Annotated in this window: 20 protein-coding genes; 9 read left to right on the plus strand and 11 right to left on the minus strand. The window is 71.6% G+C overall.

From position 1 onward, the window contains the following. Nucleotides 1-70: 70 nt before the first annotated feature. Together CEQ11_RS09830 and tpx are read right to left on the minus strand one after the other, a co-directional pair. Nucleotides 71-1,603, minus strand: a complete 1,533-nt coding sequence (locus CEQ11_RS09830; RefSeq protein ID WP_227718836.1) for a S1C family serine protease — start codon at nt 1,601-1,603, stop codon at nt 71-73. 3 nt (nt 1,604-1,606) lie between these two features. Continuing rightward, entirely contained in the window at nt 1,607-2,107 is a 501-nt protein-coding gene (tpx, locus tag CEQ11_RS09835; RefSeq protein WP_088478486.1) for a thiol peroxidase, read from the minus strand. A gap of 22 nt (nt 2,108-2,129) precedes the next feature. Here tpx and CEQ11_RS09840 point away from each other — a divergent pair, with 22 nt between their 5' ends. Then, nucleotides 2,130-3,074: a patatin family protein gene (locus CEQ11_RS09840; RefSeq protein WP_227718837.1), complete on the plus strand. Its 945-nt coding sequence runs from the start codon at nt 2,130-2,132 to the stop codon at nt 3,072-3,074. An 18-nt stretch (nt 3,075-3,092) separates the two neighbouring features. On the opposite strand, the gene CEQ11_RS09845 is transcribed toward CEQ11_RS09840, so the two are convergent. Further along, nucleotides 3,093-3,686, minus strand: a complete 594-nt coding sequence (locus CEQ11_RS09845) for a PACE efflux transporter (protein ID WP_088479007.1) — start codon at nt 3,684-3,686, stop codon at nt 3,093-3,095. Nucleotides 3,687-3,827: 141 nt separating this feature from the next. On the opposite strand from CEQ11_RS09845, the gene CEQ11_RS09850 reads away from it, so the two are divergent. Beyond that, the gene (locus CEQ11_RS09850; RefSeq protein WP_088479008.1) at nt 3,828-4,343 is read left to right on the plus strand and encodes a ferritin; all 516 of its coding nucleotides are present in this window, start codon (nt 3,828-3,830) and stop codon (nt 4,341-4,343) included. A gap of 130 nt (nt 4,344-4,473) precedes the next feature. Continuing rightward, entirely contained in the window at nt 4,474-5,424 is a 951-nt protein-coding gene (locus tag CEQ11_RS09855; protein ID WP_088478487.1) for a DUF808 domain-containing protein, read from the plus strand. Nucleotides 5,425-5,567: 143 nt separating this feature from the next. Here CEQ11_RS09855 and CEQ11_RS09860 read toward each other — a convergent pair whose 3' ends face one another. Then, the gene (locus CEQ11_RS09860) at nt 5,568-6,407 is read right to left on the minus strand and encodes an alpha/beta fold hydrolase (protein ID WP_070637681.1); all 840 of its coding nucleotides are present in this window, start codon (nt 6,405-6,407) and stop codon (nt 5,568-5,570) included. A 153-nt stretch (nt 6,408-6,560) separates the two neighbouring features. Between CEQ11_RS09860 and CEQ11_RS09865 the strand changes: the two genes are divergently transcribed. The 4 genes from CEQ11_RS09865 (at nt 6,561) to CEQ11_RS09880 (ending at nt 10,869) form a co-directional block, all read left to right on the plus strand. Further along, complete coding sequence (locus tag CEQ11_RS09865) at nt 6,561-7,304, plus strand: DNA mismatch repair protein MutT (protein ID WP_227718838.1); 744 nt, start codon at nt 6,561-6,563, stop codon at nt 7,302-7,304. After that, complete coding sequence (gene nadA / locus CEQ11_RS09870) at nt 7,301-8,704, plus strand: quinolinate synthase NadA (RefSeq protein ID WP_088478488.1); 1,404 nt, start codon at nt 7,301-7,303, stop codon at nt 8,702-8,704. Before CEQ11_RS09865 ends, nadA begins: the two co-directional genes overlap by 4 nt. Further along, nucleotides 8,701-9,618, plus strand: a complete 918-nt coding sequence (nadC, locus tag CEQ11_RS09875; RefSeq protein WP_070637675.1) for a carboxylating nicotinate-nucleotide diphosphorylase — start codon at nt 8,701-8,703, stop codon at nt 9,616-9,618. Before nadA ends, nadC begins: the two co-directional genes overlap by 4 nt. Nucleotides 9,619-9,687: 69 nt before the next feature. Further along, nucleotides 9,688-10,869: a cysteine desulfurase family protein gene (locus CEQ11_RS09880; protein WP_070637673.1), complete on the plus strand. Its 1,182-nt coding sequence runs from the start codon at nt 9,688-9,690 to the stop codon at nt 10,867-10,869. Between the two features lie 74 nt (nt 10,870-10,943). Here CEQ11_RS09880 and CEQ11_RS09885 read toward each other — a convergent pair whose 3' ends face one another. After that, complete coding sequence (locus CEQ11_RS09885) at nt 10,944-11,360, minus strand: hypothetical protein (RefSeq protein ID WP_070637671.1); 417 nt, start codon at nt 11,358-11,360, stop codon at nt 10,944-10,946. A 42-nt stretch (nt 11,361-11,402) separates the two neighbouring features. Next, complete coding sequence (locus CEQ11_RS09890) at nt 11,403-12,878, minus strand: sodium/glutamate symporter (protein ID WP_227718839.1); 1,476 nt, start codon at nt 12,876-12,878, stop codon at nt 11,403-11,405. Between the two features lie 221 nt (nt 12,879-13,099). Between CEQ11_RS09890 and CEQ11_RS09895 the strand changes: the two genes are divergently transcribed. Next, on the plus strand, nt 13,100-14,425 hold the full coding sequence (locus CEQ11_RS09895; RefSeq protein WP_088479009.1) for a dicarboxylate/amino acid:cation symporter: 1,326 nt from the start codon (nt 13,100-13,102) through the stop codon (nt 14,423-14,425). 88 nt (nt 14,426-14,513) lie between these two features. Here CEQ11_RS09895 and CEQ11_RS09900 read toward each other — a convergent pair whose 3' ends face one another. Further along, complete coding sequence (locus CEQ11_RS09900; RefSeq protein ID WP_088478489.1) at nt 14,514-15,995, minus strand: sugar porter family MFS transporter; 1,482 nt, start codon at nt 15,993-15,995, stop codon at nt 14,514-14,516. Nucleotides 15,996-16,129: 134 nt separating this feature from the next. On the opposite strand from CEQ11_RS09900, the gene CEQ11_RS09905 reads away from it, so the two are divergent. After that, complete coding sequence (locus tag CEQ11_RS09905) at nt 16,130-17,875, plus strand: bifunctional 3'-5' exonuclease/DNA polymerase (protein ID WP_088478490.1); 1,746 nt, start codon at nt 16,130-16,132, stop codon at nt 17,873-17,875. Between the two features lie 95 nt (nt 17,876-17,970). Here the strand turns inward: CEQ11_RS09905 and CEQ11_RS09910 are convergent, their stop codons facing one another. From CEQ11_RS09910 to CEQ11_RS09925, 4 genes are all read right to left on the minus strand, one after another. Continuing rightward, nucleotides 17,971-19,437: a hypothetical protein gene (locus CEQ11_RS09910; protein WP_067189354.1), complete on the minus strand. Its 1,467-nt coding sequence runs from the start codon at nt 19,435-19,437 to the stop codon at nt 17,971-17,973. A 245-nt stretch (nt 19,438-19,682) separates the two neighbouring features. Beyond that, complete coding sequence (locus CEQ11_RS09915; protein ID WP_067189356.1) at nt 19,683-20,288, minus strand: hypothetical protein; 606 nt, start codon at nt 20,286-20,288, stop codon at nt 19,683-19,685. Nucleotides 20,289-20,336: 48 nt separating this feature from the next. Next, the gene (locus CEQ11_RS09920; RefSeq protein ID WP_067189358.1) at nt 20,337-21,008 is read right to left on the minus strand and encodes a GPP34 family phosphoprotein; all 672 of its coding nucleotides are present in this window, start codon (nt 21,006-21,008) and stop codon (nt 20,337-20,339) included. After that, nucleotides 21,005-22,444, minus strand: coding sequence for a serine hydrolase (locus CEQ11_RS09925; protein ID WP_067189360.1), 1,440 nt, complete (start codon nt 22,442-22,444; stop codon nt 21,005-21,007). The genes CEQ11_RS09920 and CEQ11_RS09925 overlap by 4 nt, the downstream gene beginning before the upstream one ends. Between the last annotated feature and the right edge of the window lies 1 nt (nt 22,445).

The raw sequence follows: 22,445 nt of genomic DNA on the forward strand, positions 1-22,445 counted from the left end.
CCGGCCGCCGCCACAGGGCCGCCGGGCAGGTCGCGCCCGACGACGGCCGGTCTCCGCGGCAGAGCGGGCGTCAGTTGACGACGGCCTCCTGGAGGACGGCCTCCTCCTCGCGGACCTGCCCGTTCGCGGTGATCCACTTGACGGTGATGCGCTCGCCCACGTTGCGGTCGTTCACCATGCGGGACAGGCGCGAGGCGCTGGTGCCGACCGAGTGGCCGTCCACCGCCACGATCACATCGCCGGGACGCAGGCCGATCTCGTCCGCGGAGGAGCCTTCGTCCACGTCCACGACCACGACGCCGTCCTCACCGGGCCTGATCATGATGCCCAGCGCGCCGTCGGCGCCGATGGAGACGGTGTCCGTCTCCTCGCCGGAGAGCACCTGCTGCACCACGCCCAGGGCCACGTCCAGAGGGATGCCGAAGCCGTCGACCTCGCTGGAGGTGGTCCCGGAGCTGGCGGCCACGGACACGGCGACCACCTGGCCGTCCGCGTCCACCATGGGGCCGCCGGAGTACCCGGGGACGACGTCCGCGTCCGTCTGGATCAGGCCGGAGAGCCGGGAGTACTCCTCGCTCCCCTCGGGAGCGGCATAGATAGAGCGGTCAAGGCCGAGGACCTCGCCGCGGACGCTGGTCAGGTAGCCCTGCCCGCGGGCGTTGCCGACGGCGGCCACCGCGTCCCCCGGCGTCGGGTCCCCGGCGGCGAGGCTGGCCGTCTCGAGTCCCTCGGCATCGGCCATCCGGAGGACGGCGATGTCGTTCTCGGCGTCACGGCCGAGCACGGTGGCCGTGTACTTCCGGCCCGTGTCCGAGACGGTGACACGCACGCGGGAGGAGTCCTCCACGACGTGGTAGTTGGTCACGGCCAGTCCGTCCTCCGAGAGGACGAAGCCCGTGCCGGTGCCCATTGCCCCGGACAGCTGGGTGTCCACGAGCAGGACACCCGGTGCCTCCATGACGGTCTGGCCGCGGTCCAGGTCGCGGCCGCGGTGCGGCGGGGCTTCCCAGTCCACCACGACGCCCTCGTGCACCTCGGTGAGGGCCTGCACCCACTCCTCCGGGTCGCGGTCCTCATAGGGAAGGCTGCGCTGCTCGGTGCTGCGCGGGGCACCCTGCCCCTGGTGCTGCTGTTGCTGCCGCTGCTCGGCCTCGATCCGGTCCGTGAGCTCACTGACGGCGAAGCCCGCGCCGCCGCCGGCCAGGATCAGCGCGCCGACCACGCCGGCGGCCGTGATGAGCATCCGCCCGCAGGACTTCTTCCGCCTCGGCGGCCTGCCGGGCGGGTACCCGCCCATGGCGTACAGGGGGCCACCACCATAGGGACCACCGTACGGGCCGCCACCAGAGGGACCACCGTACGGGCCGCCTTGCGCCGGCGCGCCGTACAGGTCGCCCTGCGGCGGCACACCGAAGGAGGCGCCGCCGAAGCGGCCGTCGCCCTGCCAGGGCGAGCTGCCGTCGTCGTGCCTGCGATAGGCGTCCAGCGGCCCCTCGGGCCGTCCAGGGTCCCCGTCCGCGTGCGCAGACGACCCGTAGCCCAGGTAGGCGTACGGGTCCTGCGGGGCTCGGCCGCGGCGGGGCTCGGGACGACGGCGGGGCATGGGTCAGGCCTGCGCGGCGGTCAGGGCGGCCTCGTAGTCCGGTTCCTGGGCGATCTCCGGGACGAGCTCGGTGTGCTTCACGGTGCCGTCCGGGCCGATCACCACCACGGAGCGGGCGAGCAGGCCGGCGAGGGGGCCGTCCTGCATGCGCACGCCGTAGACATCGCCGAAGTCGGAGCGGAAGGTCGAGCCCGGCAGCACGTTCTCGATGCCCTCGGCACCGCAGAAGCGGGCCGCGGCGAACGGCAGGTCCGCCGAGACGGCCAGGACCACGGTGTCCTCCAGTCCCGCGGCGTGCTGGTTGAAGGTGCGCACCGAGGTCGCGCAGACACCCGTGTCGACCGACGGGAAGATGTTCAGCACCACGGTCCTTCCGGACAGGTCGGCCAGACGAATCGCGGCGAGGTCCTGGCCCACGAGCTCGAAGGCGGGGGCGGACGTGCCCACGGCCGGCAGCTCGCCGACGGTGGTGACGGGGGTGGATCGGAACGTGATGTCAGCCATGGGTCCACCCTAGAATGTGGACGTGGCAGGGAACACCTCATCGCATTCCGGCTCCCCCGAGGGCGAACAGGTCCGCGCACGCAGCCGAAGCACCGTCACGGACACCGCCCTCGTCTTCGAAGGCGGCGGAATGCGGGCCTCTCTCACCTCGGCCGTCGTGGCCGGGCTGATCGAGGAGGGGATCTTCTGCGACTTCGTGTCCGGGATCTCCGCCGGCTCGTCCAACACGGCGAACTACCTGTCCCGTGACGCCCGCCGGGCACGGGCCTGCTTCGTGGACTTCGCGGACGACCCGCGCTTCGGCTCGTGGCGCACCTGGGTCCGCGGACAGGGCCTGTTCGCGGCCGAGTACATCTACCAGCACGCCGGCCGCCCCGGACAGGCCCTCCCCTACGACTTCGGCACGTTCCGGACGAACCCGGCCCGGTTCGCGATCGGCGGCTTCGACGCCGAGACCGGGCAGACCGTCTGGTGGGGCCGCGAGGACGTGCACACCCTGGACGACCTCATGGTCCGTGTCCGGGCGTCCTCGACCATGCCGGTGCTCATGCCGCCGGTGAAGCTCGCCGGCTCCACCTGGGTGGACGGTGCGCTCGGCGTGGACGGGGGCATCCCGCTCACCCCCGGCGCGCAGGCCGGGTACGAGAAGCAGCTGGTCATCCTGACCCGCGAACGGTCCTATGTGAAACGGCCCGAGCGGTTCCCCGGCTTCTACCGCACCTACTTCCGCCGCTACCCGGCCGTGGCCGAGGGGCTGACGACTCGCTGGAAGCGGTACAACGAGACCCGCGAGCGCCTGTTCGAGATGGAGCGTGCGGGCACGGCCTACGTCTTCGCGCCGGAGCACATGCCGGTGCAGAACGGCGAGCGCAACGTGGCCAAGCTGGCCGCCGCCCACGAGCTCGGCCGGCAGCAGTTCGCCAAGGAGCTGCCTGCCATCAAGGAGTTCCTCGGCCTGGACGGCTGAGTCCCGGCGACGGTGACCTCAGACGCGGTCGATCGGACCGGTGACCACGTCCACACCGGAGGCCGGGTGGGCGGTGGAGGTGCCCGCCGGCGGCTCGGACGCGGAGTCCGGCAGGCCGAAGACGGAGTCGAAGCAGTAGGCGTAGACCGCGGTGTAGAGGAAGAAGAACACCAGCAGGCCGGCCTCGATCACGATCGCCTCCCACAGGCTCACCTGCAGGATGAACGCGACGGTCGGCACGAGCATGCATACCAGGCCGAACTGGAAGAGGACGGCGTGCGCCACCCGCACCTTCAGCGGTCGGCCGGTGGTCCCGGAACGGCGCTCCCACGCTTCGAAGATCGTGTTGAACGCCAGGTTCCACAGCAGCGCGATGGTCGAGTTGGCGATCGCCAGCACCAGGGACGAGTTCGCCTCCTTGCCCACCAGGGTGAGCAGGACGGTCACGAACAGCACCGCCAGCACCTCGAACACCACGGCGTAGACGACGCGGCGGGTGCCGGGGCCGCCGAACACCCGCCGCTGGGCCAACGCAGGGCGGCCGCCAGGCCCCAGCGGCACGTCGTCGCGGGCCGCCGCACGGCGGGAGGGGGAAGAGTTCGGGTCGGTCACGGTGCTTCTCTCGAACAAGGGACGGGTCTCGGCGCACAGGCCGACCTGTCATCCTAGCCTGCCCACAGTCAGCGGACTCCCGGGTCAGGTGAGCCTCACCAGCCTTTTCGACCGCCGGCCGGCGGGTCTACCGTGGGCGTCATGAAGCTCACCGAAGACCTGCTGAAGAAGTTCAACGACCAGATCACCCTCGAGCTCGAGGCGTCCATCGTGTACCGCCAGCTGGCGATTGCCGCGGACAACCTGGACCTCACCGGCATGGCCACCTGGCTGCGCCGCCAGGCGGACGAGGAGATCGTCCACGCCAACAAGTTCATCGACCACGTGACCGACCGCGACGCCTACGCCGAGATCGGGACGATCAATGCCCCGCAGGTGTCCCGTGACGCCACCGCCCTGGACATCTTCGAGGCCGCGCTGGCCCATGAGGAGAAGGTCTCCGAGGCCATCCGCGAGCTCTACCGCGCCACCGACGCGGCCGGCGATCTCAACGCCCGTCCGCTGCTGAACTGGTTCGTGGACGAGCAGATCGAGGAGGAGGCCACCGTGTCCGAGATCATCGGCCAGCTCCGCCTGGTCGGCGAGGACGGCTCGGGCCTGCTGCGCATCGACCAGCGCCTCGGCTCCCGCCCGGCGGAGACCACCGAGGCCGAGTGACCCACCGTCGACGGCCGGGCGACGAGCACCCCGGCCGACGACGCGGCGGCCGTCCGGGACCCTCCCGGGCGGCCGCTATGCTTTTCCCGGCGCGGCACCAGGCCCGCCCTGCGTCTCATCAGGAGGAACCATGAGCGGACTCGTCGCACTGCTGGACGACGTCGCGGCCCTCGCGCGCCTGGCCGCCGCCAGTACGGACGACGTGGCGGCGGGCGTCGCCAAGGCCAGCACCAAGGCGGCCGGCGTGGTGATCGACGACGCCGCCGTGACCCCCCAGTACGTGACCGGCGTGGACCCGAAGCGCGAGCTGCCCATGATCTGGAAGATCACGAAGGGCTCTCTGCGCAACAAGCTGCTCATCATCCTCCCCGCCCTGCTCCTGCTGTCCTGGCTGGCCCCGTGGATCCTGCCGTGGCTGCTGCTGGCCGGCGGCACCTTCCTGGCCTACGAGGGCGCCCACAAGGTCTGGAACAAGATCACCGGCCACCATTCGGCGGACAAGGAGCCCGCGGTCGAGCAGGGCGCCGACGCAGAGGACAAGGTCGTCCGGGGCGCCGTCACCACCGACTTCATCCTGTCCTGCGAGATCATGGTGATCTCCATGAACGAGGTCGCGGACCAGGAGATCTGGATGAAGGCGATCATCCTCTTCGTGGTCGCGATCGCCATCACCGTGGGCGTCTACGGCACCGTGGCACTGATCGTGAAGATGGACGACATCGGCCTGCACATGCTCCGCGACGGCCACACGGACGGCGGCCGCCGCTTCGGGGCCACCCTGGTGAAGGGCATGCCGCATGTGCTGCGCGTGATCACGGTGGTCGGCACCGTGGCGATGCTCTGGGTGGGCGGTCACATCGTGCTCGTCGAGCTCGACCTCTTGGGCCTGCACGCCCCCTACGAGTTCCTGCACCACCTCACCGAGCCGGTGGTGGATGCCGCCGGCGCGTTCGTCGGCTGGGTCGCCGAGACCCTCGGCTCCGCGATCGTCGGCTTGCTCTGGGGCACCGTGGTCGTGGGCATCGTGACGGCGGCCGGCACGGCGTTCGGCAAAAACCGGGAGGACCGCGCCGCCCACTGATACCGACTGTCTGCCTCCCCCGGCAGGCCCACGACGACGGTCCCCCCACCTCGGCGGAGGTGAGGGGACCGTCGTCGTCCCGTCTCCTGGGGACGGATGCCGTGTGGGGGACGGACGCTGTGCGCGGGCCGGTCCGCTTCGGCTCAGTCCTGGGTGAGGAAGTGCCGGACCGCGTCCACGAACGGGCCGGGCTGGTCCGCGTGGACCCAGTGCCCGGCCTCGCGGATGGTGACGCGCACGGCGCGCGGGAACAGCTCCTTCATGCGGGGCACGTCCGAGTCGAGGATGTAGTCCGAGTCGGCGCCGCCGATCCACAGGACCGGGCCGTCGTAGGTGCGGTCCGGGTCCGCCTCGACCATCGGCTCCGGGAAGGAGCCGATCACCTCCAGGTCTCGCAGCAGCATCTCCACGTTCGGCTGCCAGGCGAAGTGGCCGTGGTCCCGGCGCAGGTTCTGCAGCAGGAAGCCGCGGATGCGCTCGTCCGGGACCTTCTGCGCCATGGCCGCGTCCGCGTCCGAGCGGGTGCGGAAGGAGGCCAGGTCCATCTCCAGCATGGTGCCGAGCAGGTGGACGAACTCGTCCGTGGCAGCCGCCGCGGTGCGCGGGGAGATGTCCACCACCACGAGGCGATCCACGAGCTCCGGGTGGCGCAGGGCCAGCGCCATGACGACCTTTCCGCCCATCGAGTGGCCCACCAGGTGCACGGGCCCGTCGGCGGCCAGACCGGAGCGCAGGTGGTCGGCGAGCCGGTCGGCGATCCTGCGGTAGTCCACGCCGTCCGTCCACGGGGACTGGCCGTGGTCCGGCATGTCGATCATCTCGACCGTGAACTGGTCGGACAACGCCTGGGCGATGCCGTTGAAATTGCGGCCCCGGCCCATCAGGCCGTGGACGAAGGCGACGCGGCGGGGGCCGTCCCCCACCACGGTGGAGGCCAGCGGGGCGTCGGGGGCATCGGTGCGGGAGGTGTCTGCGGAGGTCACGGGGACAGGGTAGCGGCCGTGCTCGTCGGGACGGCACCGAAGACGTCTTATGGTCCTACTGACACATATGGCCTCGAATTCATATGGTCTGCGCGACATTATGGAGCCGACCGCGTCCTCGCACGCCCGCCGACCCAGGAAGACCACCACCCCATGACCGCCGACCGCGCCGCCGAGGCGGCCCTGATCCGGGCCGCCGTGTCCACGGCGGTGCTCAGCCTGCGCACGGACCGCTCCGGGCGCACCGCCCTGCACGTGGCCCTCGTCCCCCGCACCCGCGCCCCCTTCCTGGACCGCTGGGCCGTGCCGGGCCGCTGGCTCGAGGCCGACGCCGACGTGGACGAGACCGCCGAGGCCGTGGCGGCGGAGACCGTGGGCGTCTCCCCCGCCCATCTGGAACAGCTGGCCGTGTTCGGCGCCGTGGACCGCTCCCCCACCGGACGCGTCCTCACGCTCGCCCACTGGGCCCTGACCTCCGGAACGGACCGCGAGGGCTGGAACGTCCGCTGGTTCGACGTGGACCGCGTACCGGCCCTGGCCTTCGACCACGCGCAGATCGTGGCCGCCGCCCGCACCGCACTGGCCCGCCGCCTGGACGACCCCGCCGTGGCAGGCGCCCTTATGCCGGCCGAGTTCACGCTCGGCGAGCTGCGCGCGGCGCACGAGGCCGTCACCGGCGAGCGGCTGGACGCCGCGAACTTTCGCCGCACCGCCCTGGGCGACCCGTCCGTGCAGGACACCGGCACCGTGCGCACCGGAACCCCCTACCGTCCGCCCCGGCTCTACCGCTTCGCCGCGCCCGAGGTGACGCGCGCGCTGAGGCCCCCACCCACATCGACGACCCCCACCGCCGCCCCCGACGCGGCCCCGCGCCCTGACGAGAGGACCGACCGATGACCGCCGTGACCCCCAACACCGGACAGGCCGCCCCCGCGGCCCCCGCCGCTCCGACGACGCCGTCGGTGCCCGTGCAGCTGACCCTGCTGCCCTCCCGGCCTGCCGGAACCGCCTCCTGCACCGAGGACCTGCTGCTGCCGCCGTGGGAGGCCGGAGGAGGCTACGGCCCCGGCTCCTCCATGCAGGACCGTGCTCCGTCCGACATGCCCCGCCAGGGCGAGATCCCGGCCGAGTACCGCACCGCCTCCGACGACGAGCTGCAGGAACGCATCGCCGCCGCCAAGGCCGAGCTCGCAGACCGCGTGGTCCTGCTGGGGCACTTCTACCAGCGCGACGAGGTGGTCCGGCACGCCGACTACGTGGGCGACTCCTTCCAGCTCGCCCGCGCCGCCACCGCCCACCCGGACGCCGAGGCCATCGTGTTCTGCGGCGTGCACTTCATGGCCGAGACCGCGGACATCCTCTCCGGGGACGGGCAGGCCGTGATCCTGCCCCATCTGGGCGCCGGCTGCTCCATGGCGGACATGGCGGACGTGGACTCCGTCACCGACTGCTGGGCCCAGCTCGAGGAGCTCTACGGCATTGAGCCGGATGAGCAGGGGCGCCAGCCGGTGCTGCCGGTGACCTATATGAACTCCTCCGCCGCGCTGAAGGCGTTCGTGGGCGCCCGCGGCGGCATCGTCTGCACCTCCTCGAACGCCGCCCAGGTGCTCGAGTGGGCGTTCGAGCGCGGACAGCGGGTGCTGTTCTTCCCGGACCAGCACCTCGGCCGCAACACCGCCAAGGCCATGGGCATCGGCCTCGAGCAGATGCCGGTGTGGGACCCGCGGCAGACGCTCGGAGGCAGCACCGCCGAGCAGCTGCAGGACGCGAAGGTCATCCTCTGGCACGGCTTCTGCTCGGTGCACCGCCGCTTCACCGTGGCGCAGATCGAGAAGGCCCGCGCCGAGCACCCGGACGTGCAGGTGATCGTCCACCCGGAATGCCCCATGGAGGTCGTGGACGCCGCGGATGCCTCCGGCTCCACGGACGCGATCGTCAAGGCGATCCAGGCGGCGCCGGCCGGCTCGACCTTCGCGGTCGGCACCGAGATCAACCTGGTGCAGCGTCTGGCCGCGCAGCACCCGGAGCACACGATCTTCTGCCTGGACCCGGTGATCTGCCCCTGCTCCACCATGTACCGCATCCACCCCGGCTACCTCGCCTGGGTGCTCGAGGAGCTCGTTGCCTCACGCGTGGTCAACCGCATCGAGGTCCCCTCCGCAGTGCAGGCCCACTCGCGGACCGCCCTGGAGCGCATGCTCGCGGTCGTCCCGCCGGCGACTCCCGCGGGGGCCGGTCCCCGGAACGGGTCCGCCCCCGCCGGCACCGAGCCCTCCACCACGGGAGCCGCCCAGTGACCGCCGCCCTGCGCCGCGAGGTGCTGGCCCGTGCCCTGGCCGAGGACGCCCCCTGGGGCGACGTCACCGGCGAGGCCTTCGTGCCCGAGGACGCCGTCATGGACGTCCGTGTGGTGGCCCGGGAGGCCGGCGTGTTCTCCGGCGCCGCGGTGCTGGCCGAGGTCTTCATGCTCGTGGACCCGGCCGTGTCCGTGACGCTGAATGCCTGCGACGGCGGCCGCTTCGCCGCCGGGCAGGTGCTGGCCGAGGTCTCCGGCCCCGCCCGCGCGGTGCTGCGCGGCGAGCGCATCGCCCTGAACCTGCTGCAGCGCATGTGCGGGATCGCCACCGCCACGGCGCGGTACGTGGACGCCGTCCGTGCCGCCGGGGCGCACACCCGCATCGCGGACACGCGCAAGACCGCCCCGGGCCTGCGCGTCCTGGACCGCCAGGCGGTGCGGGACGGCGGCGGGCACAACCACCGCATGTCCCTGTCGGATGCCGTGATGGTCAAGGACAACCACTGGGCCGCCATGGGCATCGCGGAGGGCGCTTCGGACGAAGAGGTCACCGCCGTCCTGCGCGCCGGCATGGACCGCCTGCCGCACACCGTCCACGTGGAGGTCGAGGTGGACCGGTTCGAACAGATCGCCCCCGTGCTCGCCGCGGGCGCGGATACGATCATGCTGGACAACTTCAGCCTCGCGGACCTGCGGGCCGGGGTCGCCCTCGTCGACGGCCGGGCCGTGGTGGAGGCCTCCGGCGGGATCACCCTGGAGACCGTCGGCCCGGTGGCCGCCACCGGCGTGGACGTGGTCTCCGTGGGCGCCCTGACGCACTCGGTGCGGGCCCTGGACATCGGCTTCGACGCCGCCGTCTCCCCCGGAACGCCGCAGCGCCGCGCCACCGGCGGCCCGGAGGACGCCGCAGGCTGAGGACTTGTCCGCACCCGCATCATCACCGACGCGCGGCAACGGTGCCGCACACCTGGGAGGGGAACCGACGTGATCCTGCTCGACCATGCCGCCACCGCCCCCGTCCGCCGCGAGGCGGTGGAGGCCATGTGGCCCTATCTCACCGGCGACTTCGGCAACCCCTCGTCCGTGCACGAGCTCGGCCGTCGCGCCGGACTCGGCCTGGAGCAGGCCCGCGGCCAGGTGGCCGAGGTCCTCGGTGCCCGTCCTTCCGAGGTGGTCTTCACCTCCGGCGGCACCGAGGCGGACGTCCTCGCCCTGCAGGGGATCATCCTGCCGAAGCTGCTGCGCGCCCGCCGCCAGGGCACCCTGGACGCCCCGCTGCGCCTGGTCACCACCGCGATCGAGCACGGCGCCGTCCGCCAGACCGCCGCCTCCCTGAAGCGGATCCACGGCATCGAGGTGGACCTGCTCCCCGTGGACTCCACCGGCCGGGTGGACCCGGAGGACCTGCGCCGGATCCTGCGCCCGGAGACCGCCCTGGTGTCCGTCCACCTGGGCAACAACGAGATCGGCACCGTCCAGCCCATCGCCGAGCTCGCCGCCGTGGCACACGAGGCCGGCGTGCCGATCCACACGGACGCCGTGCAGGCGGCCGGCCAGCTGGACCTGGACGTCGCGGCCCTGGGAGTGGACGCCCTGTCCGTGTCCGGCCACAAGGTCGGCTCCCCCAAGGGCGTCGGCGCCCTCTGGATCCGACCGCGCCTGCCGCTGGAGCCGGTGCTCACCGGCGGCGGCCAGGAGTCCGGCCGCCGTTCCGGCACCCAGAACGTGGCCGGCGCGGTGGCCATGGGCACCGCCATGGCCCTGGCCGAGGCCGAGCGCACCGCACCGGGCGAGGTCGGCGCCGCCGCCCGTGCCGCCCGTCGGGACCGGTTCATCGCCCGCGTCCTGGAGGGCGTGGACGGCGTCCGCCTCTCCGGCCACCCGGAGCATCGCCTGCCGCAGCACGCCTCGTTCCTCATCGACGGGGTCACCGGCGAGGCCGTGCTCGTGGAGCTCGAGGCCCGCGGGGTGCTGTGCTCCGTGGCCTCCGCCTGCTCCGCGGGCCTGGCCGGCCCGTCCCCCGTCCTCGCCGCGCTCGGCTTGGACTCCGAGGCCGCCCAGTCCTCCCTGCGCTGCACCTTCGGCCCGCACACCACCGAGGCCGAGCTCGAGGAGGCCGCCGCCGCGGTGGTCGCCGGCATCCAGGCGGTCCGCCGCCTCGGCTGAGCGATGCGGCCGCCTGCACGACGACGGCCGCGCACCTGCCCAGGTGAGCGGCCGTCGTCGTGGGGCCGGGCCCGTCAGGGACGGATGTCGATCAGGTCCACGCAGGGATCGCCGATCATGCCGAGCCCCCGCAGCACGTGGAGGACTGCCATGACCGCGCAGGCGGCGACCATCGCCCACAGCGCCCAGCGCGGGGCCGTCCAGTTCGGGTTCTCCCGCATCCCATGGACCAGCCCCACCAGGCCGAGCACCGCGGTGGCGGCCGCCCAGAGCCACGCGGAGAAGTCCGTGTGGCGGCACACGGTGACCACGTCGTTGACGGAGCGCGTGGTCGTCGCGCTCACGGTGATCACGAAGCCGAGCAGGCCGACGCCGACGCCCAGAACAAGCGGGATCGGCAGGCCGAACCAGGCCTTCGCGTCCGGGCGGTGGCGGGCGGCGGCGCGGCGGCCCTCGTCGGTGCTGGTGTCGAAGTAGTCGGGAACGGACATGTGGCTTCCCCCTCCGGGATCAGTGGTCTGCGGTGCTGCGGCTCAGCCCCGCGAGGCTTCTACCGGCTCGCCGTCCGCGCCCAGGTCGAAGCGGGAGCTGCGGCCGAAGTACAGGTAGCCGGCCAGGATCGCCGCGATCAGCAGGACGCCCATGATGGCGAGCAACGGGTAGGGGCCGCCCTGGATGAGGAACGGGATCGCCAGCGCGGTCACCAGGCCGCCGCCGAAGAACGGTTCGAACACGAGCTGCTTGTAGCCGAAGCCCTGGTAGGCCGGGGTCTCCTTCTTCGGGTCCGCCATCCGCAGCAGCAGCAGACCGGTGGCGGTCACGCCCTGGGACTGGCCGTAGTCCGCGATGCCGCGCTCGAACCAGTAGGTGCGGATGAACTTCGGGGCGAAGACGAACAGCACCACAAGGTTCCAGACGATTCCGAGGGCCGCCAGGATGGCGAACGGTGCCAGGTTGTCCGCCACGGCCTGCAGGGACAGGGTCGCCAGGGCCGCGATGATCAGCAGGTCCAGGCTGACACCCTGGATGCGCTCCATCATGCCGCGGTTCACCAGGCCGTGGAGGGTCTCCGAACGGTCCAGGACCATCTGGACGAGCACGCCGCCGAGCATGGCCAGCGGGAACAGCGGCACGTGCCCGAAGATCTCGATGGTGTCGATCCAGAGCATCTCTTCCACCCACTGGAAGGCGGCCAGGCCGAGCCAGCCGATGAGCACCGCCAGGCCGACGACGCCGAGGTGGATGGTGAAGGACTCGACCGCGGAGTCGCGGAAGGTCAGGCGGCCGGCGGCCGGGCGGTCCTCGTCGCGGACGGCGGCGTAGTAGCCGATCCTCTCGTCCAGGGACAGCTCCTGGCCGGCGTCCAGGGAGGTGGAGACACCCTTGCGGGCGGCCCAGTTCACGGCTGCGACGCCGAAGAGGATGCCGGACACCAGGCCGACGGTGGCCATCGAGAGGGCGAGGTCGTAGCCCTCGTCGAAGCCCAGGGACTCGAACTGGCTCTGCAGGCCAGCCGCGGTGCCGTGGCCGCCTTCGAAGCCGATCTCCAGCAGCGCCGCGAACTCCGGCCCGACGTTGAACAGCGGGCCGAGGATCAGCAGGACGGCGAGGATGCCCACCACGTACTGGCCGGACGCGAAGGTGATGCCGAGCGACAGCTGCGGGCCGAGCAGGCGGACCGCGGACTTCGGCGATGGGATGCGCGAGCCCAGGAACATCGTGGCGAACACCACGGAGATCAGGATGCCCGGCAGCGTGGACCAGACCTCGATCACGGTCTCTCCGAAGAGACCGCCGGCCTCCAAGGACTCGACGCCCAGCGCGCCGGCGATGCGGCCGAGCACCTCGGGACCGAGCAGCAGCGCGAGCAGGCCGGCGATCAGCGCGACCGGCAGGAACAGCCGCTGGGTGAACCGGAGCTTCGCGCGCAGGTACATGCCGACCGCCGCCAGCATGCCGAGCATCAGCAGCGACATGCCGATGACGCCCGGGGTCATCTCGAGTTCCATGGGCACCCCTTGACTCATGGCCGGGTTCCTCATGCGGGACCGACGCCCCGGACCCGGCACACGGAGTGTCGCTCAGGTCACGCTACCAGGAAGCTCTCAGCCGAGAGACATCAGCCGCATGGGCACCGGCGCATGGCGTCCACGGCAGGCCAGGCCGCCCCGCAGGCGATGTGTTGAACAAAATATGGTGTTCCGGGTCACAGGTGAGTAGGGTGGCCGCCATGTCTGTTCTGCACCGCATCGGGCTGCTGCCCCGGGTCCTCATCGCCATCGTGCTCGGCGTGCTCGTCGGCCTCGTCGCACCGCACTGGCTCGTCGTCGTCTTCGCGACCTTCAACGGGGTCTTCTCCGCGTTCCTCGGCTTCATCGTCCCCGTCCTGATCCTGGCCCTCGTCGCCCCGGCCATCGGCGACCTCGGCCGCGGTGCCGGGAAGTGGCTCGCCCTCACCGGCGGCATCGCCTACGGCTCGACCCTGTTCGGCGGTGGGATGGCCCTGGCCGTCTGCCTGCTGGTGTTCCCGCTGATCCTCACCCCGGGATCCTTCACGGACATGGCCAACCCGGAGGACGCCCTCACCGGACCGGCGTTCGAGATCGCCATGACCCCGCCGTTCGACGTCATGGCGGCCCTGCTGCTGGCCTTCGTCCTGGGCGTCGGCATGACCCTGCTGCCCAAGGGCACCCTGCACGCCGGTTTCGTGGAGCTGCGCGCGATCATCGAGAAGCTCGTGGCCGCGGTGATCGTGCCGCTGCTGCCGATCTACATCTTCGGCGTGTTCCTGAACATGACCGTGGCCGGCGAGGTGTTCCAGGTGATCTCCACCTTCCTCGGCGTGATCCTGCTGGTGTTCGGCCTGACCGTCGTCCTGCTGCTCATCCAGTTCCTGGTTGCCGGGGCGGTGGCCGGGAAGAACCCGTTCAAGGCCCTGGCCACCATGCTCCCGGCCTACGCCACCGCGTTGGGCACCTCCTCCTCCGCCGCCACCATCCCGGTGACCCTGCGCCAGTCCATCAAGACCGGCGTGCGCCGCCCGATCGCCTCGTTCGTGATCCCGCTCTGCGCCACCATCCACCTGGCCGGCTCGACCGTGAAGATCGTCTCCTTCTCCCTGGCGGTGATCATCCTGTCCGGCGGCTCCGTGGACGTCCCGCTGATGATCGGCTTCATCTTCATGCTCGGCGTGACGATGGTGGCCGCCCCCGGCGTGCCCGGCGGCGCGATCGTGGCAGCCTCCGGCCTGCTGTCCTCCATGCTGGGCTTCACCGAGCCCCAGGTGGCGCTGATGGTGGCCACCTACATCGCCATCGACTCCTTCGGCACCGCCACCAACGTCACCGGCGACGGCGCGATCGCCCTGATCGTCGACCGCATCGCCGGAGACCGCCTCACCGGCGACTCCGAGGACGAGGTCGAGGACCTGGAGCGCCGCGGGGACGAGGAGGCCGAGGCGCGTGCGGCGGCCGACCCCGCCACGCACAACACGTCCCCCGCCTCGGGCCCCGACGACGGCCGCCCGGCCCCCGGAGAGCGCCCCGGCTCCGCCTGAGCCGACTCATCGGCCTGTGGCCGACCCGCCCCCGACGCACGACGGCCCCCTCCCGTGAAGGAGGGGGCCGTCGTCGCGCAGGGGCCGGTCAGCGGCGCAGGTCCTGCTCCGCCTGGGCGCGCACCGCGCGCCGCTGCCCCGGGGAGCGCACGACGACGTCGCTCATCTCCTCGAGGGTCTTCCCCTTGGTCTCGGGGACGAAGGCCGCCACGAAGGCCAGGGACAGCGCCGCCATCACGGCGTAGAGGCCGTAGGCGAGGGTCAGGCCGATGTCCGCCAGCCACGGGAACGTGGTGGAGACGGCGAAGTTCGCTGCCCACTGTGCGGCGGCGGCCACGGCGAGCGCGCCGGCGCGGATGCGGTTCGGGAACATCTCGCCCAGCAGCACCCAGACCAGCGGCCCCCAGGTGGCGCCGAAGAACACCACGAAGGCGTTGGCGGCCACCAGCGCCACGGTGGCCCACGGCTCCGGAAGGGAGACGGACTCGGCACCGTCCGACTGGGCGAAGGAGAAGGCCAGCGCCATCAGACCGAGGCTGACCGTCATGCCGGCCGAACCTGCGAGCAGCATGGGGCGGCGGCCGACGCGGTCCACGAGGGCGATCGCGACGAAGGTGACGGCGATGTTCGTGACCGAGGTGATCACGGAGACCGTGAGGGCGTCCGACTCCCCGAAGCCCACCGACCGCCACAGGGTGGTGGAGTAGTAGAAGATCACGTTGATGCCCACGGCCTGCTGGAAGACCGAGAGCAGGATGCCGATCCACACGATCGGCTGCAGCCCCGCCAGCGGGCCGCGCAGGTCCGCCAGGGACTCGCGGCGCTCCGAGTCCAGTGAACGCCGGATGTCCTCGATCATCAGGTTCACGCGGTCCACGCCGGTGAACTCGTGCAGGACCTCGGCCGCCTCGTCCGTGCGCCCGCGGGCGACCAGATAACGCGGGGACTCCGGCAGCCTCAGGGCGAACACGCCGTACAGGATGGCCGGGACGGCCTCGGCCATGAACATCCAACGCCAGGAGGCGATGCCGAACCAGAACGGCTGCGCCGCCCCTCCGGCCATCGTCGCGAACAGTGCGTCGGACAGAAGCGCCGCGAAGATGCCGAGGACGATCGCCAGCTGCTGGAGCGAGCCGAGGCGGCCGCGCACATGGGCCGGGCTGACCTCCGCGATGTACGCCGGAGCGATCACGGACGCGGCGCCCACGCCCAGGCCGCCGACCACGCGCCAGATGATCAGGTCCACCACGCCGAACGCCAGGCCCGAGCCGATGGCGGAGACCAGGAACAGGATCGCGGCGATCACCATCACGGGCACGCGGCCGCGGCGGTTGGCGATCGGCCCGGCGAACCAGGCGCCCAGCGCGCAGCCGATCAGCGCCGAGGAGACGGCGAAGCCCGTGAGGCCGGCACCGAGGCCGAATTCCCCGGCGAGCGCGTCCACGGCGCCGTTGATCACGGAGGTGTCGAAGCCGAACAGGAAGCCGCCGAGCGCGGCGGCGACCGAGATGCCGACCACCTTGGCGTTGAGACGAGACGTCGCGGCGCCGCCGGACCTGGTCGCTGTCATGGTGGGTCCTCTCAGGGTTGCGCCCGGCGGCCCGCTGCGCGCCGGTGCATCGGCACAGTGTGCTCTGCGCGTCCGCGGGCGTGCAAGCCGCCCGATTCCCCTCCCCCGCCCGGCTCCAGGGCAGAATGAGGCTCATGCTCGTCGTCCTGGGTCCCGCTCCCGCCTCCGCCGGCACACCCGGCACCTGGTGGGCCCTGGACGTGGACGGCAGGGACGCCGCTCCCCTGGACTCCTGCCCCGCCGGGGCCGTGGCCGGGCTCGTGGACGCTCTGCCCGGCCGCCTCCGTCTGCCTGCGGACCACATCCGCTGGGTGTTGGCGTCGGTCGGTGCCGAGTACGGCACCTGGCTCGACGCCGGACTGCGTGTGCGCCGTGCCTGGGACCTCTCCCTTTCCCAGCGGATCCTCAGGACCGCGGCCACGGCCGGCGGAGCGCAGGTCTCCTACGCCCCGGTGGTCGAGATTCCCGTGCACGTCCCAGCGGACCCCCTCGCCGCGCCCCCACGCCGTGGACCGGAGCAGGACGCGTTCTTCGACCTGACCGCGGATGCCTCGCCGGGGGTGCCGGACGCCCCGACGCTCGCTGCCGAGGCCCGCGGCCAGCGGGAGGCGATCGGCGGCTCGGCCCGCCCTGACCGGCTGTGGATGCTGGTCACCGCGGAGTCCCAGGGCGCGCTGATCGCCGAGGAGATGCACACAGCGGGCCTGCCCTGGGACGCGGAAGTGCACGACGCGCTGCTCACTGACATCCTCGGTCCCCGCCCGGCCGAGGGTGAGCGTCCCGCCCGACTGCAGGAGCTGGCCGAGCAGGTGGCGGAGGACCTCGGGGCCCCAGGCCTGAATCCGGACTCCCCACCGTCTCTGCTGCGGGCGCTGCAGAACGCCGGCGTCACCGTGGACTCCACACGTCAGTCGGACCTGAAGCAGTGGATCGATTCCGGCGGCACCCTCAGGCAAGAGCGCGCACGGATGCTCGAGGCCCTGCTGGAGTACAAGGCCCGCTCCCGACTGCACACCGCCAACGGCTGGCACTGGCTGGACAGCTGGGTGAAGGAGGGACGCTTCCATCCCCGCTACCTGGTGGGCGGAGTGGTCACCGGACGGTGGGCCGCCCACGGCGGCGGCGCCATGCAGGTGCCCGCCGTGGTGCGGGACGCCGTCCGCGCAGACCCCGGCCACGTGCTCACCGTGGCCGACGCCTCCCAGGTGGAGCCGCGCATCCTCGCCGCCATGTCCGCAGACCCGGCCCTCGCCGGGGCCGGCACCACCGAGGACCTCTACCGTGAGGTGGCCGAGCAGGGGCGGACCCGGGGAACCGCCCTGGACGACCGCTCTCGCGCGAAGATCGCCCTGCTCGGTGCCATGTACGGCTCCACCACCGGCGACTCTGCCGCCCTGCTCCCCCACCTGCGCCGGCTCTACCCGCAGGCGATCGGCCTGCTCGAGCGCGCCGCCGCCATGGGAGAGTCCGGCAACCAGGTGTGCACATGGCTCGGCCGGTGGTCCCCTCAGCCGGAGCAGCGTTGGCTGGAGGCGGTGGCGGACAGACAGACCCGGGCCGCTGAGTCACGGGCACGCTCCCTGCGCCGCGCGGCCGGGCGTTTCACCCGCAACTTCGTGGTGCAGGGCACCGCGGCGGAGTGGGCCCTGTGCTGGATGGGCGAGCTTCGCCGGCGGCTGCACAACGAGGCACCGGGCACGCAGCTGGTGTTCTTCGTCCACGATGAAGTGGTGCTGCACGGCCCGACGCACGAGGCGGACAGCGCCGGGAGACTGGCGACTGAGGCGGCAGAGGCCGCAGGCCGGCTGCTCTTCCCGGACGCACCGGTCACCTTTCCGCTGACCGTCGCGCAGGTGCGCTCCTACGCCGAGGCCACGTAGCCCCGGGACGGGAGCACGGCAGACGAGATCGCCCCGGGACCATGGTCCCGGGGCGATCTCGTGTCAGGGCCAGTAAGGCCTGGCGGGGAGTCCGATCAGGAGTCCGAGTCGGAGTCGGAATCCGAGTCGGAGTCGGAGCCGGAGCCGAAGTCAGAGTCCGAGTCGAAGTCGGAACCGGAGCCCGAATCGAAGTCAGAGCCCGAGCCGGAGCCGTTCTGAGCGCCGAACACGTTCTCGAAGTCCTCCTCGGTCAGCTCCACGGCGTCCTTCGGGACCTCGAGGCTGTCGGCCTTGTCCGAGAGCTCCACGGAGATCGGCAGTTCGGCCTCCTTCATCTCCTCGAAGGTCTTGACCTCGTCCTCCTCGGCGTCGGCCGGAGGCTCGATGACGTCGAGGATGTCCATGACGTCCATCTCCACGGCCGTGACCTTGCCGTCCTTGACCGTGAAGGTCACCGGGAACGTGTTGTCGTTCAGGGAATCGAGGACCTCGTCCACGTCTGCGGAGGAGTCAGTGGACGGGGAGGACGACTCGGCGGAGTCGAACTCGGAGGTGGAGGCCGAGGCGGACTCCAGCATCTCCGGATTGTCCTCGAACATCTCCTTGAGCTTGACGTTCATCACATAGGTCTCGTCGCCGTCCTTCTCGACGTCGGCGTAGTCCAGTGCGAAGTCGGCGGACTTCTGGTCCCCGGCCTCGTCCTCGATGCGCTTGGTCTCCTCAGAGACGGCCTTGTCGAACTCGGAGCCGAGGGCCTTGTCCAGGCCCAGCCAGGAGCCCTTGACGAAGTCGACGATCCACTCCTGCTCCTTCGGGACGTCGCTGAACGACTGCTCGAGCTGCTCGGCCTGCTGCTTGCCGTCCGAGCCCATGGAACGCAGGATCTCCAGGACGTCGGCACGCAGGAAGTACTCGGACTCGCCGACCTCCATCATCTCCACGGAGCGTCCGTTGCCCAGATCGGCCACGAAGGACCAGTCGAGGCCGGTGAGGTCCTTCATGTCCGCCAGCGGGGCGTCCGTGGTGGAGCGGGCCTGGAACTCCACGGACACCTCGCGGACCATGTCCATGGCGTCCTCGAGGGACTTGCGGTCCTGCTCGGTCATGTTCTCGTCGGACTCGGAGAGAAGATCCACGATCTTCTGCATCTGCTCCTCGGACGCGTCCACGCGCATGGTGGCCTTCTGCTCCGTCCAGGTCTCCTGGTCCTCGAGGGCCTCGCGGAGCTCCTCCTCGGCGCCCGACGCGTCGTCGTCCCGGTCGTCGTCCTTCTCGTCGTCGTCGTCCTCGTCCTCGTCGGAGTCCTTGTCGGAGTCCTTGTCGTCCTTCTCGTCGGAGTCCTTCTGGTCCTCGTCGGAGTCCTTCTGGTCGTCGTCCTTCTCGTCGACCGTCTCCTCGACCTGCGCGTCCTTGCTCGCGTCGCCATCGTCGCCGGGGGTGTCCCCGCCGTCGCTGCAGGCAGCCGTGAACATGAGTGCGGCCACGCCGAGCGCGGCCCAGGCCTTGGCTCCGTGGCGGCGCTCAACCTTGTCCTGGAGCTCGGTCTTCTCGGTGAACGTCATCTGTTCGGTCCTTCCCCTCGTGCGGGCCGTCTTGTGAGCTGAGGGACCACGCTGTGTGCGGGCTCACCTTGCCTTACCTTAGCCAGGACAAGGTCACATCAGTCCAGTCCTGCCGCCCGCACAGCGGATCGTGACCGGGCCGTGACATTGGCGCGGACCGGTCGCAGGACCGGCGCAACCCCGAACACCAGACTGAGAGAAGCGTCCGCGTCCGCGGACGACGGCACCCCGCAGGTGCCTGCACGTCACCGACCGCCGAAGCGCTCCCAGGCCTCGCCCACCACGGCGACCCAGTCGCCCATGTCCGCATCGCGCATCGGCATCAGGCGGACCACCTGAGGCCGCCGCCGGCCGATGACCATCAGCCGCGGACGGAGCGAGGGATCGAAGACCTGGCGACAGCCGTCGTCGAGCGTCTGCATCCAGGCGATCCCCTCCTGGGTGAGCGGCAGGCACCAGCCGAGCTCCTGTCCGTCCGAGTAGGCCGAGCGGACCAGGCGCCTCTCCGGCGGACCGACGTACTCCCACGGGAGCGGGCCCACGCCGGCCACTGTGATGCCCTGCGGATCCAGCCGCCACACATGCCAGGGCGCGGTGCGGGCATGGCGGCGCAGCAGCAAGGCCACGGCCAGCAGGAGAACGCCGACGCCGATCATGACCGCACCCGTGGCGGGCAGCGTCGGCTCGTTCCGGCCCAGGACCATCATGAGGATCCCGCCGACGACCCCGATCGGCCACAGGAAGAGCAGCACGGTCGCCACGATGTTCGCCACCGGCCGCCGGGCCGTGGCCTCCACCGCTTCCCGGCCGAGCAGGTCGGCTCTCAGGTCGTTCAGATCTCGGATCTGCATGGCACCTTCCTCTGCAGCGGTCGATGTGCGGGCCCGCGGTTCAGGCCCTCAGCCGTTGCTGACGTTGGCGGACAGGGCCCCGGTCATCACGGCGGCGTGCATGGCCCGCACGGCACGCGAGACGCCGGCGACCGCAGGACCGGCACTCTCACGCAGCTCGAAGGCGCGGGCCTTGAGCTCACGGTTGGTCAGGCCGGTGTCCTGCTTGTCGAAGACGGCCGTGGGGATCTCGAGGGCGCTGATGAGCCCAAGCATCGCGTGCTGCTGCAGTGTCGGCTCGGCGCCGCGCAGCACCTCGATGAGTCCCTCGCGCAGCTCCGCCTCCATGGAGCCGTCCGCCTCCGGGTAGCGGCGGGGCTTCAGGCCCAGCCAGCCGCCCTCCTCGACCTCCACGACGCCGCGTTCGGCAAGGTAGTCTCCCACGGCGTGCTCGAGTGTGCGGCCGATGGTGGTCAGCGCGATCGAGACGCGCTTGCCGTCATGGCCGAGGAACCGGGTCAGGCCCTCGTCCAGCAGCGGGTCACCGGTGGGCGTCGGGTCCGTGACCTGGATGAGGTGCCCCTCGTCCGCCACGTCCACACGGCCGGCCGCGGCGAGGTCCGCGAGCATCGCGCCCGCCAGTCCGTAGCCGGTGTACTGCCCCAGGGCTTCGGGGCGTCCGTCCTCCTGCAGCAGGAGCAGGAACAGTCCGGTGGTGACGGTGGGGTGCGGCGCGCTCATGGCATCAGGGTAGCGCCGCGGCGGGCGAGGTACTGCTCCTCCGGCCAGCTGCTGACGCCGGTGATGCGCATGCGGGTGACCGTGCCGTCCTCGTCCACGTCGAAGGGGATCTGCTCGCCGGAGGCGCCGAAGCCGTCCTTGTCCTGCACCCGCAGCGTGGTGGCGTCCAGAGCGCGCAGCTCCTGGGCTGCGGTCAGCGGCGTGGAGACGGTCGGGTCGAGCATGAGCAGCCGGCCGCCGCCGTACACCACATCCGTCTCGCCCCAGAGGCAGCAGTAGCGGCCGGCGAGGCGCTTCAGGTCCTCCTCGGTGACGTTCTCGGGCAGCTTCTGCCAGGCAGCGGGGGCGGTGGTGAGCAGGTCGATCAGCTCGACCAGGCCGACGGCCAACGACTCGGCCGGGCCGTCCACGGCGTTGGTCAGCACGCAGACGGTGAGGCCGCCGTCCGGGTCCACGAGGGTGCGGGTGATCTGGCCGGGGAAGCCCCCGGAGTGGCCGACGGTCTTCCGCTCGCCGACCGTGGCCCCGATCATGCCGAGGCCATAGGTCCCCGTCTCACCGCCGCGCGGGACGGTGGACTCGGGCCGCTGCATCAGGCGCAGGCTGCGGTCGGTGAGCAGGCCGCCGCTGCCGACGGTGAGCGAGGCGAAGAAACGGCTGAGCTCCTCCGCGGTGGACACGAAGCCCGTGGCGGCGGCCAGCGCGCCGGTGGTCGGGTTCCCGACCGTCACCCGGGAGCGGTTGCGGCCGTGCGGGCGACAGTGCCCGGTGACCAGGCGCGGGGCGCCCTCCTTCTGGGCCTCCGCGAGCTCCGGGCTGGTCTTCTCCAGGCCGAGCGGCGCGAGCACCGCCGAGGTCATGTGGGTGACGTAGTCGGCGCCGGCGAGGCGCTCGATGATCGCCCCGAGGACGCCGTAGCCGATGTTGGAGTACTTGAAGTGCTCCTGCGGCTGGTAGGTGGCGCCGTGCTCGGCCACGGTCGCACGCAGGGCCTCGGCGTCCGGGAACGGCTTGTCCAGCTGCCAGAAGTCGGCGTCCACGCCGTCGCGGATGGCGCCGGCCGTGTGGCTGAGCAGCTCGCGGACGGTGGCGCCGGCCAGCGGGGTGTCGGCGTAGTCGTCCAGCAGGTCCGCCACGGTGTCGTCCAGACGGAGGCGGCCGGCCTCCACGAGCTGCATCACGGCGACGGCGGTGAAGGTCTTGGAGTGGCTGGCCACACGGAACAGGTGGTCGGTGGTGAGCACCTCGCCGGTGGCCTGGTCGGCCTCGCCGTAGGCCTCGGAGAGCACCAGCTCGTCGCCGAGGCGGACGGCCACCTGGGCGCCGGGCACCTGCTGCACCTCCACCTGGGTGGCGAGCCAGCGGCTCAGGTACGGGACCAGCTCCTTCAGCTGGTCGAGGCTCGGGCTGGTCTCGGCGGCGGTGTCCTGGGTCATG

Origin of the sequence: Micrococcus sp. FDAARGOS_333, from assembly GCF_002206575.2 — a bacterium.
Classification (GTDB): domain Bacteria; phylum Actinomycetota; class Actinomycetes; order Actinomycetales; family Micrococcaceae; genus Micrococcus; species Micrococcus lylae.

Excerpts from the sequence above, each read along its gene's own strand:
- CEQ11_RS09830 (WP_227718836.1), bottom strand. The coding sequence starts at position 1,603 with ATGCCCCGCCGTCGTCCCGAGCCCCGCCGCGGCCGAGCCCCGCAGGAC.
- tpx (WP_088478486.1), bottom strand. The coding sequence starts at position 2,107 with ATGGCTGACATCACGTTCCGATCCACCCCCGTCACCACCGTCGGCGAG.
- CEQ11_RS09850 (WP_088479008.1), top strand. The coding sequence starts at position 3,828 with ATGAAGCTCACCGAAGACCTGCTGAAGAAGTTCAACGACCAGATCACC.
- CEQ11_RS09855 (WP_088478487.1), top strand. The coding sequence starts at position 4,474 with ATGAGCGGACTCGTCGCACTGCTGGACGACGTCGCGGCCCTCGCGCGC.
- CEQ11_RS09865 (WP_227718838.1), top strand. The coding sequence starts at position 6,561 with ATGACCGCCGACCGCGCCGCCGAGGCGGCCCTGATCCGGGCCGCCGTG.
- nadA (WP_088478488.1), top strand. The coding sequence starts at position 7,301 with ATGACCGCCGTGACCCCCAACACCGGACAGGCCGCCCCCGCGGCCCCC.
- CEQ11_RS09885 (WP_070637671.1), bottom strand. The coding sequence starts at position 11,360 with ATGTCCGTTCCCGACTACTTCGACACCAGCACCGACGAGGGCCGCCGC.
- CEQ11_RS09890 (WP_227718839.1), bottom strand. The coding sequence starts at position 12,878 with ATGGAACTCGAGATGACCCCGGGCGTCATCGGCATGTCGCTGCTGATG.
- CEQ11_RS09895 (WP_088479009.1), top strand. The coding sequence starts at position 13,100 with ATGTCTGTTCTGCACCGCATCGGGCTGCTGCCCCGGGTCCTCATCGCC.
- CEQ11_RS09900 (WP_088478489.1), bottom strand. The coding sequence starts at position 15,995 with ATGACAGCGACCAGGTCCGGCGGCGCCGCGACGTCTCGTCTCAACGCC.
- CEQ11_RS09905 (WP_088478490.1), top strand. The coding sequence starts at position 16,130 with ATGCTCGTCGTCCTGGGTCCCGCTCCCGCCTCCGCCGGCACACCCGGC.
- CEQ11_RS09910 (WP_067189354.1), bottom strand. The coding sequence starts at position 19,437 with ATGACGTTCACCGAGAAGACCGAGCTCCAGGACAAGGTTGAGCGCCGC.
- CEQ11_RS09915 (WP_067189356.1), bottom strand. The coding sequence starts at position 20,288 with ATGCAGATCCGAGATCTGAACGACCTGAGAGCCGACCTGCTCGGCCGG.
- CEQ11_RS09920 (WP_067189358.1), bottom strand. The coding sequence starts at position 21,008 with ATGAGCGCGCCGCACCCCACCGTCACCACCGGACTGTTCCTGCTCCTG.
- CEQ11_RS09925 (WP_067189360.1), bottom strand. The coding sequence starts at position 22,444 with ATGACCCAGGACACCGCCGCCGAGACCAGCCCGAGCCTCGACCAGCTG.